The 19,216-nt window shown below is 70.2% G+C and carries 18 protein-coding genes and 1 tRNA gene; 11 read left to right on the forward strand and 8 right to left on the reverse strand.

What is annotated here, in order from left to right:
• Positions 1-50: 50 nt before the first annotated feature.
• From B9P64_RS20090 to B9P64_RS29120, 3 genes are all read left to right on the forward strand, one after another.
• Positions 51-1,262 carry an MFS transporter gene (locus B9P64_RS20090; protein ID WP_085317951.1) on the forward strand — a complete coding sequence of 404 codons (1,212 nt, stop codon included), beginning with the start codon at positions 51-53 and terminating at the stop codon, positions 1,260-1,262.
• A gap of 104 nt (positions 1,263-1,366) precedes the next feature.
• Positions 1,367-2,878 (forward strand): extracellular catalytic domain type 2 short-chain-length polyhydroxyalkanoate depolymerase, encoded by a 1,512-nt coding sequence (locus tag B9P64_RS20095; RefSeq protein ID WP_139826428.1) that lies wholly within the window; start codon positions 1,367-1,369, stop codon positions 2,876-2,878.
• 19 nt (positions 2,879-2,897) lie between these two features.
• Positions 2,898-3,029 (forward strand): hypothetical protein, encoded by a 132-nt coding sequence (locus B9P64_RS29120; protein ID WP_268877154.1) that lies wholly within the window; start codon positions 2,898-2,900, stop codon positions 3,027-3,029.
• A 7-nt stretch (positions 3,030-3,036) separates the two neighbouring features.
• On the opposite strand, the gene gorA is transcribed toward B9P64_RS29120, so the two are convergent.
• Complete coding sequence (gene gorA / locus B9P64_RS20100) at positions 3,037-4,398, reverse strand: glutathione-disulfide reductase (RefSeq protein WP_085317953.1); 1,362 nt, start codon at positions 4,396-4,398, stop codon at positions 3,037-3,039.
• Positions 4,395-4,796, reverse strand: coding sequence for a DUF2237 family protein (locus tag B9P64_RS20105; protein WP_085317954.1), 402 nt, complete (start codon positions 4,794-4,796; stop codon positions 4,395-4,397). The genes gorA and B9P64_RS20105 overlap by 4 nt, the downstream gene beginning before the upstream one ends.
• Before the next feature lie 133 nt (positions 4,797-4,929).
• On the opposite strand from B9P64_RS20105, the gene B9P64_RS24650 reads away from it, so the two are divergent.
• The 5 genes from B9P64_RS24650 to B9P64_RS20125 all read left to right on the forward strand — a co-directional run bounded on the left by B9P64_RS24650 (position 4,930) and on the right by B9P64_RS20125 (position 11,969).
• Positions 4,930-5,856, forward strand: a complete 927-nt coding sequence (locus tag B9P64_RS24650; RefSeq protein ID WP_139826429.1) for a restriction endonuclease — start codon at positions 4,930-4,932, stop codon at positions 5,854-5,856.
• A gap of 35 nt (positions 5,857-5,891) precedes the next feature.
• Positions 5,892-7,403, forward strand: coding sequence for an exonuclease domain-containing protein (locus B9P64_RS27100; RefSeq protein ID WP_268877155.1), 1,512 nt, complete (start codon positions 5,892-5,894; stop codon positions 7,401-7,403).
• Between the two features lie 60 nt (positions 7,404-7,463).
• Positions 7,464-10,688 (forward strand): BTAD domain-containing putative transcriptional regulator, encoded by a 3,225-nt coding sequence (locus B9P64_RS20115; protein ID WP_085317955.1) that lies wholly within the window; start codon positions 7,464-7,466, stop codon positions 10,686-10,688.
• A 162-nt stretch (positions 10,689-10,850) separates the two neighbouring features.
• Positions 10,851-11,300 (forward strand): hypothetical protein, encoded by a 450-nt coding sequence (locus tag B9P64_RS25830; protein WP_085317956.1) that lies wholly within the window; start codon positions 10,851-10,853, stop codon positions 11,298-11,300.
• Between the two features lie 156 nt (positions 11,301-11,456).
• The gene (locus B9P64_RS20125) at positions 11,457-11,969 is read left to right on the forward strand and encodes a GNAT family N-acetyltransferase (RefSeq protein WP_085317957.1); all 513 of its coding nucleotides are present in this window, start codon (positions 11,457-11,459) and stop codon (positions 11,967-11,969) included.
• 59 nt (positions 11,970-12,028) lie between these two features.
• Here the strand turns inward: B9P64_RS20125 and B9P64_RS20130 are convergent, their stop codons facing one another.
• Positions 12,029-12,505: a copper chaperone PCu(A)C gene (locus B9P64_RS20130; protein ID WP_085317958.1), complete on the reverse strand. Its 477-nt coding sequence runs from the start codon at positions 12,503-12,505 to the stop codon at positions 12,029-12,031.
• 137 nt (positions 12,506-12,642) lie between these two features.
• On the opposite strand from B9P64_RS20130, the gene B9P64_RS20135 reads away from it, so the two are divergent.
• Positions 12,643-13,311 (forward strand): hypothetical protein, encoded by a 669-nt coding sequence (locus B9P64_RS20135; RefSeq protein WP_085317959.1) that lies wholly within the window; start codon positions 12,643-12,645, stop codon positions 13,309-13,311.
• Between the two features lie 95 nt (positions 13,312-13,406).
• Entirely contained in the window at positions 13,407-14,648 is a 1,242-nt protein-coding gene (locus B9P64_RS20140) for an efflux RND transporter periplasmic adaptor subunit (protein ID WP_085317960.1), read from the forward strand.
• A gap of 40 nt (positions 14,649-14,688) precedes the next feature.
• Here B9P64_RS20140 and B9P64_RS20145 read toward each other — a convergent pair.
• Positions 14,689-14,765 (reverse strand) — tRNA-Arg (locus B9P64_RS20145).
• 236 nt (positions 14,766-15,001) lie between these two features.
• Between B9P64_RS20145 and B9P64_RS20150 the strand changes: the two genes are divergently transcribed.
• Positions 15,002-15,499, forward strand: a complete 498-nt coding sequence (locus B9P64_RS20150; RefSeq protein ID WP_139826430.1) for a c-type cytochrome — start codon at positions 15,002-15,004, stop codon at positions 15,497-15,499.
• A gap of 87 nt (positions 15,500-15,586) precedes the next feature.
• Here B9P64_RS20150 and hprK read toward each other — a convergent pair whose 3' ends face one another.
• The 4 genes from hprK to B9P64_RS20170 all read right to left on the reverse strand — a co-directional run bounded on the left by hprK (position 15,587) and on the right by B9P64_RS20170 (position 19,215).
• Positions 15,587-16,531 carry an HPr(Ser) kinase/phosphatase gene (gene hprK / locus B9P64_RS20155; protein WP_085317962.1) on the reverse strand — a complete coding sequence of 315 codons (945 nt, stop codon included), beginning with the start codon at positions 16,529-16,531 and terminating at the stop codon, positions 15,587-15,589.
• Positions 16,532-16,586: 55 nt separating this feature from the next.
• Entirely contained in the window at positions 16,587-17,057 is a 471-nt protein-coding gene (ptsN, locus tag B9P64_RS20160; protein WP_085317963.1) for a PTS IIA-like nitrogen regulatory protein PtsN, read from the reverse strand.
• Between the two features lie 232 nt (positions 17,058-17,289).
• Positions 17,290-17,613 carry a ribosome hibernation-promoting factor, HPF/YfiA family gene (gene hpf / locus B9P64_RS20165; protein WP_085317964.1) on the reverse strand — a complete coding sequence of 108 codons (324 nt, stop codon included), beginning with the start codon at positions 17,611-17,613 and terminating at the stop codon, positions 17,290-17,292.
• Between the two features lie 66 nt (positions 17,614-17,679).
• Positions 17,680-19,215 (reverse strand): RNA polymerase factor sigma-54, encoded by a 1,536-nt coding sequence (locus B9P64_RS20170; RefSeq protein WP_085317965.1) that lies wholly within the window; start codon positions 19,213-19,215, stop codon positions 17,680-17,682.
• Position 19,216 lies beyond the last annotated feature (1 nt).

Consider the following 19,216-nt stretch of genomic DNA (forward strand, 5'->3'; position numbering starts at 1 on the left):
CGCTGGCCGCAGCCCGCAAACTGGCGCCCCGCCTGCTATCGCCACCCGTCATGATTCCGCCGCTGCGCCATCGTCTGTCTCTCACCACCGTGCTCGTGTGCGGCGGATTCGTCGTCACGCTGGCGATGGGCATTCGCCACGGCTTCGGGTTTTGGCAGCTGCCGATCACGCAGGAGCGCGGCTGGTCGCGCGAGACCTTCGCCTTCGCGCTGGCCTTGCAGAACCTGCTCTGGGGCGCGACCCAGCCCTTCGCCGGCATGCTGGCCGACCGCCACGGCGCCTTCCGCGTGCTGGCGCTGGCGGTGCTCTGCTACGCGGGCGGGCTGGTGCTGATGGCGCTTGCGCCGAATGTGCCGCTGTTCGATCTGGGCGCCGGCGTGCTGATCGGCGTGGCCTGCTCGGGCACCACCTACTCGCTGGTCTACGGCGTGATCGGCCGCACCGCGCCGCCCGCAAGGCGCAGCCAGGCGCTCGGCATTTGCGCGGCGGCCGGCTCGTTCGGCCAGTTCGCGATGGTGCCGATCTCGCAATGGCTGATCGGCCATGTCGGCTGGCAGCAGGCGCTGTTCGGCCTCGCGGCGCTGGCGCTGCTGATGCTGCCGCTCGGCCTCGGCTTGCGCGAGCCGGCGGCCGCGCCCGCCGCACCCGGCATGCAGCAGTCGCCGCTGGCGGCCGCGCGCGAGGCCTTCGCCACGCCGGCCTTCCGCTGGCTGATGGTCGGCTACTTCGTCTGCGGTTTTCAGGTGGTGTTCATCGGCGTGCATCTGCCGGCCTATCTGCGCGACAAGGCGATGGACCCCCAGCTGGCGGTGTGGGCGCTGGCGCTGATCGGGCTGTTCAACATCGCCGGCACCTGGAGCGCTGGCCAGCTCGGCGCGCGCATCAAGGCCAAGTGGCTGCTGTCGGGCATCTATTTCACGCGCGCGGCGGTGATTGCGCTGTGGCTGGCGCTGCCGCTCACGGCCGCCTCCACGCTGGTGTTTGCGGCGGCGATGGGCTTCTTGTGGCTGGCCACGGTGCCGCTCACCAGCGGCGTCATCGCCACGGTGTTCGGCGTGCGCTATCTGGGGATGCTGTCGGGCTTCGTGTTCTTCAGCCATCAGGTCGGCAGCTTCCTGGGCGTGTGGCTGGGCGGCTGGCTGTACGACAGGCGCGGCAGCTATGACGTGGTCTGGGCCATCACCGTCGTGCTGGGCGTGGTGGCCGGGCTGGCGAACTTGCCGATCCGCGAGCAGCCGATGGCGCGGCTCGCGGTGGCGTGACGGCGCTGTCCGACAACGAAATCCCGCATTGAGAAACGGTCTCCCCGCGCGTCTAGTGGCGCGCCAGCGGACGCAAGCTAAGTCCGCGCATTGAGGAGACCGCCGTGATTTCAGTTTCACCCTCGCGCCGGCGCGCGCTGCATGCGCTTGCGCTGTCCCTCGCCTTGCCCTTTGCCGCGCTGCCGCTCGCGGCCCGCGCCGCGCCGCCGCTCGCCGGCTACAACGTCGACAAGACGCAAAGCTCGGTCTCGGGCCTGTCGGCCGGCGGCTTCATGGCCGTGCAGCTCGGCGTGGCCTATTCGTCGATCTTCAAGGGCGTGGGCGTGTTCGCCGGCGGGCCCTACGACTGCGCCGGCCAGCGCAACTACACCGGCTGCATGTACCAGTCGTCGCCGAGCGTCACGCAGTCGGTGACCAACATGCGCAACTGGAGCGGCAACCAGATCGACCCGGTCGCCAACATCGCCAGCCAGCGCATCTACCTGTTCAGCGGCAGCGCCGACACCACGGTGGCCACCAGCGTGATGAACCAGGTGCAGGCGATGTACGTCGGCACCGGCAACTTCGTGAGCGCCGCCAACCTGCGCTACGACAAGCCGAGCGGCGCGGCCCATACCTTCCCGACCGACTACGACAGCACCGGCAACAACGCCTGCGGCTCGGCCGTGTCGCCGTACATCAGCAATTGCAGCTTCGATGGCGCCGGGACGATGCTGCAATGGATCTACGGCACGCTGGCCGCGCGCAACACCGGCACGCTCGGCGGCAGCCTGGTGCAGTTCGACCAGACCGAGTTCATCGGCGCCGGCAAGGGCATGGACTCGACCGGCTGGGCCTTCGTGCCGGCCGCCTGCGCCGCCGGCCAGGCCTGCAAGGTGCATGTGGCGCTGCACGGCTGCCAGCAGGGCTACACCAAGATCGGCGACAAGTTCCTGCGCAACACCGGCTACAACCGCTGGGCCGACACCAACAAGCTCATCGTCCTGTACCCGCAGGCGGTGGTCGACAACACCAGCCACGCCACGGCGGCCAGCGGCTCGCTCGCCAACCCCAACGGCTGCTTCGACTGGATCGGCTGGTACGGCAGCAATTTCGACCAGAAGGCCGGCGTGCAGATGGCGGCCATCAAGGCGATGGTCGATCGCATCGGCAGCGGCTTCACGGGCGGCGGCGGGGGCGGAACCGGCGTGCCGGCGGTGCCGACCGGACTGGCCGCGACCGGCAGCACCAGCACGTCGATCACGCTGGCGTGGGGCGCCAGCGGCGGCGCCACCGGCTATCAGGTGTGGCGCAACGGCACGCAGGTGGGCACGACCACCGGCACCGGCTACACCGACGGCGGCCTCGCGCCCGCGACCAGCTACAGCTATGCGGTGGCGGCGGTGAATGCCAACGGCGCAAGCGCGCAGTCGGCGCCGGTCGCGGCCAGCACCCAGGCCGGCACGGCCTATTCGCAGGCCATCACCGACACGGTCGTCAACCACTACGCGGCCGGGCGGCTGACCTTGCAGCAATATCTGACGCTCGGCGGACGCATCGGCTACACGGCCAGCGTCACGCTCTACCTCTGCGGCTCGACCTGGACCAACTCGGCGAGCTGCGGGCCGTTTGCATGAAGGGAAGGCCATGCCGGAAATGACGCGGGCGCGATGGTGGCGCGTGGCGGGCTGGGCGCTCGCCGTGGCCGCCATTGCGCTCGCGCTCGCCGGCTGGACCCGGCCCGGACTGGTCGTGGACCTGTTCGGGCAGCTCTATTCGTGCATGTGACCGGCGCTCAGCCCGCCTTGCGCGGCGTGCGCATCAGCACGAACTCCTCGCCCGCCGTGGGGTGGACGGCGATCGTGCGGTCGAAGTCGGCCTTGGTCGCGCCCATCGTGATGGCCACCGCAAAGCCCTGCACCAGCTCGCCGGCGTCGGTGCCGATCATGTGCAGGCCCAGCACCTTGTCGGTCGTGCTGTCGACGACGAGCTTCATGTAGCTGCGCTCGGTGCGGCCCGAGATGGTGTTCTTCATCGGCCGGAAGTCGCTCTCGAACACGGTCACGCGCAGGCCGCGCGCCTTCGCGGCTTCCTCCGACAGACCGATGCTGCCGATCGGCGGCTGCGAGAACACGGCGCTGGCGATCAGGCTGTGGTCGATGTGGCGCGGCGTGTTGCCGAACTCGGTGTCGACGAAGGCACGCGCCTCGGCGATGGCCACCGGCGTGAGCGCCACGCGATTGGTCACGTCGCCGACAGCAAACACGCCCGGCAGCGTGGTGCGCGAAAAGCCGTCGACCACCACCGCGCCGGTCTTGGCGTCGATTTCGACGCCGGCTTCCTCCAGCCCGATGCCGCGTGAATTGGGCACCCGGCCGAGCGCATTGAGCACCGCGTCGGCGCGCAGCTCGCGGCCGTCGGCGCTGCGCACGATGAATTCGGCGCCGACGCGCTCGATGCCGGCGGGCGCGAAGCCGGCTTCGAGCGCGACGCCGCGATTGCCCAGCTCGGTGGCGAGGCGGCGGCGCAGGTCTTCGTCAAAGCCGCGCAGCGGCGCGTCGCCGCGATAGGCCACGGTGACCGCGCTGCCAAAGCCGCGAAAGATGCCGGCGAACTCGACCGCGATGTAGCCGGCGCCCAGCACCAGCAGCCGCGCCGGCCGCTCGGTGAGATCGAGCAGCTCGTTGGAGGTGAGCGCCAGCTCGATGCCGGGAATGGCCGGCGCGGCCGGCTTGCCGCCGGTGGCGATCAGGATGCGTTCAGCCGTCACGCGCTTGCCGCCGATGTCGACCGTGTGCGCATCGAGCAGCCGGCCGCGCCCGTCGATCAGCGTCACGCCCGAGTCGGCCAGCAGCTTGCGGTAGATGCCTTCGAGGCGGTCGGTTTCCTTGGCCTTGGCGGCGGCCAGCACGGCCAGGTCGAAGCTGGGTTCGGGCACGGTCCAGCCGTAGCCAGCGGCGTCGGCAAACGCGTCGGAGAACTGCGCGCCGTACATGAACAGCTTCTTGGGCACGCAGCCGCGGATCACGCAGGTGCCGCCGACGCGGCTGTCCTCGCAGATCGCCACGCGCACGCCCTTGGATGCGGCATAGCGGCTGCCGGCCACGCCGCCCGAGCCGGCGCCGAGCGTGATGAGGTCGTAGTCGTAGCGGCTCACTTGGCGGCTCCGTCGTCGCCGACCCAGGCGTGGTAGCGCAGATCGGCCAGCGTGGCCACTTCGAGCGCGCGTTCATGCGTGGCTTCGAGCACCACCGCCGGCGCGGCGCCGGCCTCCATCGCCTCGACCCAGCGCGGCGCGCACAGGCACCAGCGGTCGCCCGGCTTGAGCCCCGGAAAGCGGTACTGCGGCACCGGCGTGGACAGGTCGTTGCCGGCGGCCTTGCTGAAGGCCAGGAACTCGGCCGTCATGCGCACGCAGATGGTGTGCTGGCCGTGGTCTTCGGGCGAGGTGTTGCAGCAGCCATCGCGGAAGAAGCCGGTGAGCGGACGGGTCGAGCAGGTCTGGAGCGGACCGCCGAGCACATTGCGCTCGGTGCGTGCAGGGGATGCGGACATGACGGAGCCGGAACATGAGGTTTGCAAAATGTCGTGGCGGAGCGACACGGCGACGTGCCGGGATTTTGCGCTCTAATCGCAAACCCCGGCCCGCGCAGGGCCCGGTGGCTCACTTCACGTCCGTTCGCGCCCGATGCAGCAAACCCTTCTCTATCTCGTCTTTCTTGCCGGATTTGCTGCGCTCATCGTCTGGGCGCTGCGGCACCGGCTGCGCCGCCACCGCGCCATCACCGAGGAGCGCGAGACCGAACGCGCGCGCCAGCTCGGCATCGAGGCGCTGGTGCGCCGGGCCCGGGTTGGCGGCAAGACCGGCAGCTTCGGCAGCGACGACGCCGCCACCATCGAGGCGCCGCCGCCGACCATTCCGCATGCGGTCGCGGTGGCGGTGGCGCATACGCGCGGCGGCCAGGCGCCGATCGAGGAGCTGTTCGACGATCTGGCCGATCTGCCGCCGGTGCAGCGCAGCGTGGCGCGCCCAGGCGGCCCGGCCACCGTGGTCGATACCGCGCTGCGCGGCGTGCCGACCCGCAGCGGCGACAGCGGCTCGGTGACCATCGCGCTCAACAGCATGCTGGTCACCTCGATCCAGCCGACGCAGATCCCGCAGCTGGGCGGCAACGACGGCATCGAGACCGGCGCGGTCAGCCTCGATCACGCCGGGCTGCTGCGGCTGGAGCGGGTGCGCTTCGCGCGCGTGGCGCTGGCCTATCAGCAGTCGCACGGTTTTCGGGCGCGGCGCTTTGCCGGCCGCGCGCCGATCGATGTGCTGATGGCGCTCGGCGATTCGCCGACGCCGGTCGGCGCGCTGCGGGCCTCGCGCCGCACCGGGCTGGCGGCGCTCGACGAGCTGCATGCCTTCCACACCGTGACCAAGGCGCTGCACATCAAGCGCGCCTTCTTCGTGGCGCAGGAGGGCGTGGACGAGCCGGCCGAGGCCTATGCCAACAAGCACGGCATCGTGACCATCGACGCGCGCAAGCTCGCGGCCTGGATCGAGACCACCGATCCGCGCCATCTGCCCCGGCTGCTGCGCGCGGCGCGCGGACGCGGCAAGGACTGACCACGGCCGCGCCCGAACGCCGCGTCTTCATCGACCTGGAGACGACCGGCCTCGCGCCGGACCGGGCGCGCATCACCGAGATCGCGCTGATCGAGGACGGGCCCGACGGCCCGCGCGAATGGACCACGCTGGTCGATCCGGGCCAGCCGATTCCGCCCGAGATCGAATTCCTCACCGGCATTTCGAGCGCGCTGCTGCGCGGCGCGCCGCGCTTCGAGCAGGTGGCCGCCGAGCTGCTCGCGCGCATCGACGGCGCGGTGCTGGTGGCGCACAACGCGCGCTTCGATCACGCCTTTCTCAAGGCCGAATTCGCGCGCGCCGGGCTGGCCTTCCGCGCCAGGACGCTGTGCACGGCGCGGCTCGCGCGGCTGCTGGAGCCGGAGGCGGCCGGCGGGCACGGGCTGGATGCGCTGATTGCGCGGCACGGGCTGGCGCTGGCGGCGTCGGCGGGCGCTGCGCCGGCGGATGCGGCGTTGGCGGATGCGGCCCAGGCAGATGCGGCGCAGGCGGGCGAGGCCGCCGCCACGCCGGCCGCCGCCACACTCGCACGCCACGCCATTACCCGCCACCGCGCCCTCGGCGATGCCCACTTCTGCCGCGCCTATCTGCTGCATGCCGGGCGCGTCCACGGCGCGGCGGCGCTCGATGCCGCCATCGCCCGGCTGCTCAAGCGCCCGAGCCTGCCGACCCATCTGCCGCCCGATGCGCTCGACGCGATTCCGCATGCGCCGGGCGTCTATCTGTTCCACGGCCTCAATCCGCAGCCGATCTACATCGGCCGCAGCATCGATCTGCGCGACCGCGTCGGCAGCCATTTCACCAACGACCACCGCCATCCGCGCGAGCTGCGCATCGCCCAGGAAGTGCGCCGGATCGAATGGCAGACCTGCGCCGGCGAATTCGCCACCCGGCTGCGCGAATGGCAGCTCATCGGCGAGCGGCTGCCGGCGCACAACCAGGCGCTGCGGCGCCAGCAGGGCCAGATCGCGCTGCGCCTGGGCGACGACGGCCGGCTGGTCTATGCCAAGGCCGCCGCGCTCGAAGCGCTGCTGCTGGCGCGCGATCACGCCGGCCATGCGCGCCATGCCGGGCCGTTCGCCAACCGCGCGGCGGCGCGGCGCTGGCTGGCCGCCGAGGCGCCGGCGCGCGGCCTGTGCCTGGCCGTGCTCGGGCTCGAAAAGCGCAGCCGTGCCGACGCGCCCTGCTTCAACCGCCAGCTCGGCCGCTGCGCCGGCGCCTGCACCGGCGCCCAGCCGGCCGACGAGCACCGCGCCCAGGTGCAGGCGCTGCTGGCCGAGCGCGCGCTGCCGGCCTGGCCGTTTGCGCACGACCTGTTCTTCGCCATCGAATTCGGCGCCCATCCGGCCGCGCCGGCGCGCGCGGTGCAGGTCTTCGACCGCTGGTGCTGGCTGGGTACAGCCGCCAGCCCGGCCGAAATCGAAGCGCTGCTGGCGACGGCGCCGCGCCGCTATGCATTTGAGCCAGCGCGCTGGTTGTCTGCATTCCTTGCAACCGAAGGACAAAACTGCCCATTCGGTCACGCATAATCAGGTGTTACCGCCGGTAAGCAACCGCTAACGGCGTGGCAACTCCTCCGCAACCGCCGCATGGCTTCGATCCCCGCCAAGTTCGATCTGCCCGACAGCCGCCGCGCCTTGCCGCGCGAACGGTTGCTGGCGGCCGTCGACCTGGCCTTCGACAGCGCGCGCTGCGTCTGGATCTGCGCCGAGCCGGGCAGCGGCAAGACCACGCTGGCGGCGAGCTGGCCGGCCACGCGCAACCGGCCCGCCGCCTGGTATCGGATCGATCCGGGCGATGCCGACACGGCGGTCTTCACCGAGGACTTCGCCGCCATGCTCGGCTGGCATGGCGCCGCCGAGCCGCCGCGCGCCAAGAGCCGGCGCGCCGCGCCGCCCGCACCGCCGCTGCCGGTCTGGGATCCGACCCAGGCCGCCGAGGCCGAAGTGTTTCTGCGGCGCTATTTCCGCGCCGCCTTCGCGCGGCTGCCCGAGGGCGCGGTGCTGGTCTTCGACAATGCGCAGGAGATGGCGCCGGAGCGCTTCGACCGGCTGTTCGCGCTCGCGCTCGACGAGGCGCCGGCGGATCGCCGCTTCATCGTCACCAGCCATGCGCGGCCCGGCGCGGCGCTGGCGCGCGCGCAAAGCAAGGGCCTGATCGAGGTGCTGGTCGAGCAGGCGCTGCGGTTTACCGTGGACGAGACCGCCGCGCTCATCGCCGCCCGCACGCGCGGCGGCGCCGACGCCGGCCGCGCCGCCGAGGTGCATGGCGCGACGCGCGGCTGGGCCGCCGGCATCGTGATGCTGGGCGCGAGCGGCATGAGCGCGCTCGCCGGCCTGGGCGACGCCGCATCGGCGGAGGCCGAGAAGCGCGAGCGCGAGGCGCTGGTGGCGCGCTGGTTCGCCACCGAGGTCGACGAGCGGCTCGACGAGGCCACCCGCGCGCTGCTGTCGGCGGTGGCGCTGATGGGCGAGTTCAGCGCCGCCAGCGCGGTCGCGCTCAGCGGCCGCGAAGACGCGCCGGCGCTGCTCGACGCGCTCGCCGAGCGCCATCTGTTCGTGCAGCGCCACGGCGGGCCGCGCCCGGTCTACGAGCTGCACGGCCTGTTCCGGCGCCATCTGCGCGAACGGCTCGATGCCGATGCCGCGCGCGCCGGCTATCTGCCGACGCTGGCCGCGCTGGTCAAGGAGCAGCGGCTCGACGAAGCCATCGACCTGGCGCTCGACTTTGCCGACGAGGGCGCCGCGATCTCGCTGCTGGAGCTGGGCGCCGAAGGCTTTGCGCGCGCCGGCCGGGTCGAGCGGCTGCAAGGCTGGCTGGCCCGGCTGCCGCGCCAGCCGCTCGGCGAGCGCGGCTGGCTCGCCTACTGGATCGGCATGGCGACGGTGCAGGTCGACGAGATCGAGGCGCGCGGCTGGTTCGAGCTGGCGTTCGCACGCTTTCGCGCCGACGGCGATGCGGCCGGGCTCACCTCGGCGATCTGCGCCGCGCTGTTCGCCTACAACGCCGACTGGGGCAGCTTCGAGGCGCTGGCCAGCTGGCGCGCGCGCGCCGCCGAGCATCTGCCCAACTTCGCCACGCTCGACGATCCGATCATCCGGCTGCGCGCCGGCGTGGCCCGCATCTGCGCCGCGCTGCTCGCCGACCCGATCGACCTCGACAGCGCCGAGGTGCGCGCCGCCGCCGACGCGCTGCATGCGCTGCTGTCGGCGCCCGCGCCCGCCACCGACGCCACCGAGCGCTGCATCGCCAGCCAGATCCTGGTCGAGTACGCCGACCTCGAATCGCGGCTGGAGTGGATCACGCCGATCGTCGGCATCACGCTCGCGTCGTTCGCCGCCGAGCGCGTCAGCGAGCTGCGGCGCGGGCGCTGGTATCTGTCGCTGGCCAACGCCTACTTCCATCACAACCAGCCGGCACGCGAAGCCGAAATGCTCGCCACCGTGCGCGCGCTGGTCGCCGAATCGCGGCTGCGGCTGCTGGAGACCGGCCTGCTCAATTGCGAGGCCCAGCAGCTGCTGGCGGCCGGCGATCTGGTCGCCACCGAGGCCAAGCTCGACGAACTCGGCCGTCACATCGACCCCAAGCGGCCGCTGCTGATGGGCTTCTTCTATTACAACTTCCGCAGCCGGCTGCACCTGATGGCCGGCCGCTTCGCCCAGGCGCGCGAAAACATCGATCTGGCGCTCGACGCCGCCCGCCGCGCCGACCTGAGCCTGGGCCGGCAGATGCCGATCCAGCTCACGCTGGCCTATGCCCACATCGGCGAAGGCAATCTCGACGCCGCCGGCGCCATCTTCGCCAGCCTCGGCGCCACCATCACCGGCAAGCAGGCGCTCGGCCTGGCCGCCATGCTCGACTGCTGCCATGCGCTGGCCGCGATGCGCGCCGGCGCCGATCCCGAGCCGGCATTGCGTGCCGCCTTTCCGCGCCTGCGCGAGATGGGCATGCCGATGGTGATGCGGCCGCTGCCGGCGGTGGTTGCAAGCCTTTGCAGCGCCGCGCTGCGGCTCGGCATCGAGCCCGAGTTCGCGCGCGAGATGGTGCGCGCGCGCCGCCTGCCCGCGCCCGCCGATGCCGACGAGAGCTGGCCCTGGCCGGTGCGGCTGCGCTGCTTCGATGGCTTCGAGGTGCTGATCGACGGCGCGCCGCTCAAGCTCGGCGCCAAGGCGCCCAAGAAGCCGCTGGAGCTGCTCAAGTACCTGGCCAGCCGGCCCGGCCGCCAGTCCGAGGTGACCACGCTGCTGGCCGCCTGCTGGCCCGAGGCCGACGGCGACTCGGCGCGCGCCTCGTTCGACATGACGGTGTCGCGGCTGCGCAAGCTGCTCGGCCGGGCCGAGGCGGTGATCGTCGGCGAGGGCCGGGTGTCGCTCGATGCCGAGCTGGTCTGGCCCGACAGCGTCGGCTTCGATCTGCTGGTCGAGGCGGTGCGCTCGGGCACGGCCGCGCCGGGGCTGCTGGCGACCCGGCTGCTGGCGCTGTATCGCGGCAACTTCCTCGGCGACGAGGCCGAGGCGCCGTGGATGGTCGAAGCGCGCGAGCGCTATCGCGCCGGCTTCGTGAAGAGCGTCGAGCGGCTGTGCGAGCAACTGCGCCAGCGCAACGAGCTGGACGCGGCGGTACTGCTCGGCGAACGCGCGGTCGAAGCCGAACCGCTGGCCGAGGGCGTGTACGGCCAGCTCATCCGCGCGCTGCTCGCACTTGGCCGCGAAGCCGATGCGCGTCGCGCCTATCGCCGCTGCGAGCAGATGCTGTCGGTGATGCTCGGGCTCAAGCCGTCAGCCGCGCTCACCGCGCTGATCCAGCCGCGCTGACGCAGGCGTGCGCCGTGCGCCGCGACACGCCGTTACCCGGCGGACGCGATTGCCCGGCTTGTCCGCGCGCGCCGCCGGCTGCTAGCGTGCGCCTTCAGGCACGCCGGTGTCACGCCGGCACCGGCCTCCCGTCCAACGCGGACTCCCTCATTTCTCGCATCCATGGCAACCAAGAAGAAACCCCCCAAGAAGACCGACTCGGCCATCCTGCACACCGTGTGGGTCGATGGCGTCAATTCCGGCACCAAGAGGCTGTTGCCCGATCGTCCGAAGGACGACGACAAGAAGCTGCTCAAGCTGTTCAAGGCGCTGCACAAGGCCCAGTCGCAGGCGCTCGAAGCGGTCGAAGGCATCGTTGCCATCCGCAAGACCGAAGCCGACGTGGCCGGCGACGAAACCAAGCTCGCGTCCTGCGATGCCGCCGTCGCCAAGCTCAAGGAAGAAGTCGCGCTGCTCCAGCAGGAGATCGACGAAGCCACCGGCAAGCCGGCCGCCACGCCGGCCGCCGAACCGGCGCCCGCGCCCGCCAAGCCGGCCGCCAAGAAGGTCGCGGCCAAGAAGGTTGCCGCGAAGAAGGTCGCCGCCAAGAAGACCGGCAAGAAGAAGAGCTGATCGCCGGCGCGACCGCCACCGGTCGCGTCTTGCGAGGCCACGGCCCGCAGCGCACTGCCCATCGGCAGCCGTGCTGCGGGCCGTGGCGCTTGTGGCGGCCGCGTTGCGGGCCGTGGCGTGCACACTCGCGGCCGTCATCCACTTCGCGCCACGGCCATGCAAAGCCTTTCCGAGTCTTCCCGTTTCAGCATCGCTGCCGCCACGCCGGCCGATTGCGCCGATCTCGTCGCGCTGATCGCCGGCCTGGCCGAGTACGAGCAGCTCACGCATCTGCTGGAGGTGACGCCGGCCGCGCTGCATGAGCATCTGTTCGGCGCGCAGCCGAGTGCCGAGGCGGCGATTGCGCGCGACGCCGACGGCAGCGCGCTCGGCTTCGCGCTGTGGTTCCGCAACTTCTCGACCTTTCTCGGCAAGCCCGGGCTCTACCTCGAAGACCTGTTCGTCGTGCCGGCGGCGCGCGGGCGCGGCGTGGGCAAGGCGCTGATCGGTCATGTCGGCGCGCTCGCGGTCGAGCGCGGCTGCGGCCGCTTCGAATGGTCGGTGCTCGACTGGAATGCAAGCGCCATCGGCTTCTACGAAAGCCTGGGCGCGACGGTGATGCCCGAGTGGCGAATCGTGCGCGTGACGGGCGCGGCGCTGGCGGCGTTTGGCCGGCCGGCGGCGCGCTAGGCGGACGCCGCCCCAACGCCGGCGCGTTGCTCGTGCGTCGGGGCCAGCGCCGGCCGGCCTCAGTGCTTGTGCATCTCCTCGGCTGGCGCCACGGCCTGCACCGCCAGTTCCACCGTGGTCTCGCCGGCGCGCTCGAACCTGAGCGTGATCGGCACGCGCTGACCGACGACCAGCGGCTGCTTGAGGTCGAGCAGCATCAGATGCAGACCGCCGGGCTTGAGCTCGACCGCGCCCTTGGCCGGCAGCTCGATGGCCGCGACCGGCCGCATCCGCGCGACGCCGTCGGCGCCCATTTCATGCGTGTGCAACTCCACGCGCGCCGCCGCCGGCGAGCTGGCCGCGAGCAGCCGGTCGGCCGTCGCGCCCTCGTTGACCAACTTGACGTAGCCGCCGCCGACCGACTGGCCGGGCACGGTGGCGCGCGCCCACGGATGATCGATCTCGATGGCGCCGAGCTTGTATTCATGCGCGAAGGCGGTCGCGGCCAGGCTGGCGACGACAACGGCGCACAGGCGCGCTGCATGGATGAGCTTCATGAAAATCCGGGCGAGGTTGCGGAGCCGCGAGCATCGGCCGGCGCGAGGCAGGCGGCAAGTTGCGCCCGCCGCGCGGCGGGCGGGCTGCGCCGATGCCGCTGCTAAGCTCGCCCGCCGCTCACTTCCCCACTGCCGCCATGCATCTCGTCGAAGGCGTCCGCTTCCGCTGCCACGGCCTGTTCCACGACTGGCGCGCCGACCGCGCCGACTTTGCCAAGCGCGCGCTGCTCGACATCGTGCGCAGCGACGCGGGCATCGCGATCGCGCCCGACGGCGGCTGCGCGCCGGCGCCCGACGCTGTCGTCGCGATGATGAATCCTGGCTCGTCGGCGCCGCTGGCCGGCTTCGGCGGGCTTGAATGGGCCGGCAAGCGCGTGCCGGCCAAGCCGGATTCCGTGCAGTACCAGGTGATGCGGCTGATGGCCGCGACCGGCTGGCGCCATGTGCGCGTGGTGAATCTGGCCGACATCCGCGCGGCCAAGAGCGCCGACCTCTACGCGCTGATTGCAGGCGGCGCGGATGCGGCGGCGCTCGGCGCGATCTTCGAAGGCGCCAGCGTGGTCACGCCCGAGGACGCGATCGGCAGTGCGCCGGTCATCTGCGCCTGGGGCATGGACAAGCGGCTCGCCGGCCTCGCGCGCAATGCCGATGCGTGGCTGCGGGCGCGCGGCAATCCGCTGCTCGGGCTGCCGGGGGCTGCGGCGGGGTTTCCGGCGTGGCGCTACCCCAAGCCGGTCGGCAACTGGACGCTGGCGGTGGAATGGCTGGCGGAGATGAAGCGGCAGGCGACGGCGCTGGCCGGCTGAAGCGCGGGTTTCGCACTGGCTTGGCCCCGGCGCTGACGCAGTGCCGCAACCCGCCGCTTACACTCCGCCCGTCCCCACGCCCATCGGAGTTCAGCATGGCTGACAGCCCGGCCACGTCCGCCAGCGCATCGGCGCTCGGCTCCCTGCGCATCGACCGCGATCCGCAGCGCGGCACGCCGCCGCGTCGGCGCGGGCGCTGGAAATGGGCTGTCGGCGCGGTGGTGGTGGCGGCGCTGGTCGGCGCGGCGGTGTTCCGCTCGGTCAACGCGCCGCGCGAGGTGGAATTCGCCACCGTCGCGCTGGCTTGGCCGTCCCAGGGCATCACCGAGCTGAACGCTACCGGCCGCGTCGTGGCACAGACGCGCGCCAGCGTGTCGAGCAAGGCCACCGGCCGGCTCATGGCGCTCAACGTCACCGAAGGCCAGAGCGTGAAGGCCGGCGAAATCCTCGCGCGGCTCGAAAGCGCCGAAGCCGAAGCCGCACGCGAGCAGGCCGCCGCCGCCATCCGGCAGGCGCGCGCCAACCTCGAACAGGGCGAGGCCGAGCGCATCAACGCCGAAGCCGAACTCAACCGCACGCGCGATCTGGCGCGGCAGAACTTCGTCTCGCAGAGCGCGGTCGATGCCGCCGCCGCCCGCACCGCCAAGGCGCGCGCCACCATCGGCAGCCTGCGCGCCGCCATCGGCGTGGCCGAGGCCAACGCCCGCAGCGCCGAGGTCGCCTACGAGTACACGCTGATCCGCGCGCCCTTCGACGGCGTGGTGCTGACCAAGAACGCCAATGTCGGCGACATCCTCACGCCGTTCTCGGCGGCGGCCGGCACCACCGGCGCCATCGTCAGCATGGCCGACATGCGCACGCTCGAAGTGGAAGCCGACGTGGCCGAAGGCAGCCTCGCCAGGATCAAGCCCGAGCAGTCGGCCGAGATCCAGCTCGACGCCTGGCCCGAGCTGCGGCTGGAGGGCCGGGTGAGCCGCATCGTCCCCACCGTCGACCGCAGCAAGGCGACGCTGCTGGTCAAGGTGAGCTTCGTCGACCATGACCCGCGCGTGCTGCCCGACATGAACGCCAAGATCGCCTTCCTGTCGCGCCCGCTGACGGCCGCCGAGCGCAAGCCAGTCGTGGCCGTGCGCAGCGAAGCGCTGGCCGAGCGCGACGGCCGGCGCGGCGTGTTCATGGCAGGGGAGGGTGGCGCGGCGGTCTTCGTGCCGGTGACGGTGGGCGCCGCGCTTGGCGAGCTGGTGCAGATCGAAGGCGTCAAGCCCGGCGACCGCGTGGTGCTCAAGCCCGATGCCAAGCTGCACGATGGCGTGGCGGTCGTGGCGCGCAAGAGCTGAGCGCCAGAACGCCGCAAACAGCGTCAAGTCCTTGATTTGATGGTGCGCCCGGCGAGATTCGAACTCACGACCCCTGCCTTCGGAGGGCAGTACTCTATCCAGCTGAGCTACGGGCGCATTGACGGGCGAGACCTGCAACCACAATCCCGCCGACATTGACTTTCGGCTACCGAAGCGCCTGAACCGCCGCTTCGATCGCACCTGCAACCGGGTGCGTTACTGCCGAATCCAAGAAGATAACCGATTTTCGCCCCTGACGTATGCGCGGATATAATCCGGCGCAACTTACAGGCGGTTGCAAGCCGGCCTGTCCATCATTCCAACTCCCGCCCTTCCACACGGTCATCACCATCATGAGCGACAACGCCATCAAGAGTCCCAAGCAGTTTCTAACCGCCGTACTCGTCATCGTGGTGGCGGTCGTGGTCGGCATCCTGCTGATTGCAACCACGGTCAACGTTGGCGATCGCAGTGGCGAAGGCTCGCGTGCACAAACCTCCGATGCCATCGGCGAGCGCATCGCGCCCGTGGCCGCGTTCGAACTCAAGGCAGCGCCGACCGGCCCGCGCACCCCGCGCACCGGCGAGGAAATCTTCAAGGCCGCCTGCAATGCCTGCCACGGCACCGGCGCCGCCGGCGCGCCCAAGGTCGGCACCGCCGACTGGGCGCCGCGCATTGCGCAGGGCTATGACGCGCTGCTCAAGTCGGCGCTGGCCGGCAAGAACGCCATGCCGCCGCGCGGTGGCCTGAGCGATGCGATGGACGTGGAAATCGGTCGCGGCATCGTCTACATGGCCAATCAGTCGGGCGCCAAGTTCAAGGAACCCGAAGTGCCGGCCGACGCCAAGTGATCGACGGCTGGCCGTTCGGGCCAGCCTGAATGCAGAAGGGGCGCACCGTCGCAACGCGGTGCGCCCCTTCTTCGTTGTGCGTGCCGCTCAGCGCGCGAACGATTGCATCGCGGCCTTCTGGCGCTCGATGAACTCGCGCATGGTGTCGATGCCGCGCAGTTGCAGCACGGTGTTGCGCACCGCCGCCTCCAGCAGCACGGCGATGTTCCGCCCCGCCGCCACCGGAATCACCACCTTGCGCACCGGCAGGCCGAGCACGGTCTGAGTCAGCGCTTCGAGCGGCAGGCGCTCGTATTCGGTGTCCATCGTCTGGCGCCGCACCAGATGCACGATGAGCCGCAGCCGCATCTTCCGGCGCACGGCGGTCTCGCCGAAGATGGCCTTGATGTCGAGCAGGCCCAGCCCGCGCACCTCAAGCAGGTTCTGCAGCAGCGGCGGGCAGCGGCCCTCGATGGTGTTGGGCGAGATGCGCGCCAGATCGACCGCGTCGTCGGCGACCAGACCGTGGCCGCGGCTGATGAGTTCCAGCGCCAGCTCGCTCTTGCCCAGACCGGATTCGCCGGTGATGAGCACGCCGATGCCGAGCACATCCATGAACACGCCATGCACGGTGGTCGTCGGCGCAAGGCGCTTGGCGAGCCAGATGCGCAGCACGTCGATCACTTCGGCCGCCGATGCCGGGCTGGAGTAGAGCGGCACGCCGTGTTCCTCGCAGGCGGCGATCACGGCCGGATCGACCTCGAGGCTGTCGCCCACGATGACCGCCGGCGGCCGCCGCGAGATCAGCTCCTTGGTCTTGAGCGTGTGGTACGCCTTGTCGAGCGGCGCCACGTACTCGACTTCCTGATGCCCGTAAACCTGGATGCGGCCCGGGTGAATGATGTTGAAGTGCCCGACCAGATCGGACGCCGCAACCATGCCGTCGGGCGCGCGCGGCGCCACGATGGCCGCGCTCTCGCCGGCCGAGCCGGCCAGGCGCCGCAGGTGCAGCGGATATTCGTTCTCGTCGTACAGCCGTCGGATGGTCAACATGCGGTCGCCAGAAGTGGAAGAGGTGCCCGCACGGCTCGCAACGGTGTGGATGCAATCACGCGGCAGCGCGATTCGGTTCCCAGCCGACGAGCAGTCGATGCGCCGTCGCGGCGTCGGGCGCCGTGGCGATCGACTGGCGGAAATTGCGGTCCGACAGCATCTGCGCCAGCTCGGACAGGATCTCGAGGTGCAGCTGCGTCGCCTGCTCGGGCACGAGCAGGAAGATGAGGATCGAGACGGGCTTGCCGTCGGGCGCGTCGAACGGAATCGGGTCGCTCACGCGGATGAAGGCGCCGACGGCATCGCGCAGGCCCTTGATGCGCCCGTGCGGCACGGCCACGCCCTGCCCGAGCCCGGTGGAGCCGAGGCGCTCGCGTGCGAACAGCGAGTCGAACACCTTGTCCCGGGCCAGCCCCTGGTGATTCTCGAACAGCAGCGCGGCTGCTTCGAAAACCCGTTTCTTGCTGGTCGCCTCGACGTCAACGAGGACGTTGGTCGGAGGCAGGAGGCGGCTGATCTGATTCATGTAGGCCTCACGTTGGCAACGCGGTGGTCGTGTGCAGCGCGGTTTCGCGCGGCTTTCGACCAGCCGGGGCCGGATGGCAGTGGGCGCAGATTATAGGGAGTTTTTGCGCTGCGTCATGACTCGCAACAGAGGCATGGAAAGGCCCCGCTTAACGCAATCAACAACTCCTCAAGGTCCGGTCCATAAAGCAAAAAGCCCCCGACATCGCCGGGGGCTTGGGAGAGAAGACGCGTCAGACAGCCGGGAGGCTGTACTTCATCGACTCGTGCGCATGGTCCTGGACCTTTTCCTTGTGCTTGCACACCTGGCGATCCAGCTTGTCGACCAGCAGGTCGATGGCCGCGTAGAGGTTCTCGTGGATGGCCTCGACGAACACCTTCTTGCCCCGCATGTGAAGACTGATTTCAGCTCGCTGGCGAAGCTTTTCGACCGATAGGAAGACATCGACGTCGATCACGTGATCGAAGTGGCGACGAACACGCTCGAGCTTTTCAACGAGGTATTCGCGCAGGGCCGGGGTCAGTTCCAGGTGGTGTCCGCTGATGTTGAGATTCATCGCACGATCTCCTTTCGGCATTGCCAGGGGTTTGGCGCGCGCCGCCCGGAGAGGCGACCGCGCCGCTTACAGCGACCGGCGGAGATTCACAGGCGGGATCTTGAGCGTCTCGCGGTACTTGGCGACTGTCCGTCGCGCCACCACGATGCCCTGCTCGCCGAGCATGTCCGCCAGCCGGCTGTCTGAAAGCGGGTCTTTGGGGTTCTCGGCTCCTATCAATTGCTTGATCAAGGCACGGATCGCTGTGGACGATGCCGCACCGCCTGTCTCGGTGGCCACATGGCTGCCGAAGAAGTACTTGAGTTCGAACGTCCCGAAGGAGGTCAACATGTACTTCTGCGTCGTCACCCGCGACACGGTGCTTTCGTGCAGGCCGAGGATGTCGGCGATTTCACGCAGCACCAGCGGTCGCATGGCGACTTCACCGTGTGTGAAGAAAGCTCGTTGTCTTTCGACGATAGCCTGCGCCACCCGCAAGATGGTGTCAAACCTCTGCTGGACGTTCTTGATCAGCCACCGTGCCTCCTGCAATTGCGAGGAAAGTGAGGCGCCGCCGCCTGCTGCACCGCCCGCATTTGCGCCGCCTTGCGCACGCGTGGCCTTGAGAATGTTGGCGTAGAGATCGTTGATCCGAAGCTTGGGGATCACGTCGGGATTGAGCATCGCGGTCCACTCGCCCTTGACGCGCCGCACCACGATGTCGGGCACGACGTAGTTCGATTCATGGCGCGAAAAGGCGGATCCGGGATACGGGTTCAACCGGCGGATGAGCATGTGCGCTTCGCGCAGCGTGTCGTCATCACATGCCAAAAACTTGCGCAGCTTGGTGAAATCGCGCTGGGCCAGCAGCTGGAGATGCTCGGCGCAGATGGTGCGGGCGCATTCGAGCACGTCGGCGTCCACGTCCTCGGTCATGTCGCTGCCGGAGCTGAGTTGCAGCACCAGGCTTTCTGCGATGGAGCGCGCGCCGACGCCAGGCGGATCGAAGCCTTGCAGGATGTCGATGGCATCCGCCAGCTCGTCGGGCTCGAAGGGCTCGTCATGCGGCCAGAGTTCGAGGATGTCCTCGTCGGTGGCGTGCAGATAGCCGTCTTCGTCGAGCGATTCGATGAGGATGCCGACCAGCAGCCGTTCGCGCAGGCCGAGCTTTTCGAGCCGCAGCTGTTCGAGCAGATGCTCGCGCAGCGTGACGCCGTCCTCGCCGAGCTGGGGCCGGGTGTCGTCGTCCTCGCCCGAGGGCTTGCCGTAGTCGCTGCTGTATTCGCCGCCGCCTTCGCCTTCGAAGCTGCTGCCCTCGTATTCGACGTCGCGGTTGTCGGCGTCGCTCGGGCGTTCGGCCTCGCCTTCGCCGACCGGCATTTCTGGCGTGGGCGTCGCGCTTTCGCTCGATACGTGGTTCTGCAGCAGCGAGCCGTCGGCCGACAGCTGCATGCCCTGCGACAGCGGGTTGTCGATGCGTTCGAGCAGCGGGTTGTCGCTGAGGATCTGCTCCAACTCCTGGTTGAGTTCGAGCGTGGAAAGCTGAAGCAGCCGTATCGATTGCTGGAGCTGAGGGGTCAGCGCCAGATGCTGCGACATGCGAAGCTGGAGCGATTGTTTCATG

This window comes from Derxia lacustris (genome assembly GCF_002105195.1).
GTDB lineage: Bacteria > Pseudomonadota > Gammaproteobacteria > Burkholderiales > Burkholderiaceae_E > Derxia > Derxia lacustris.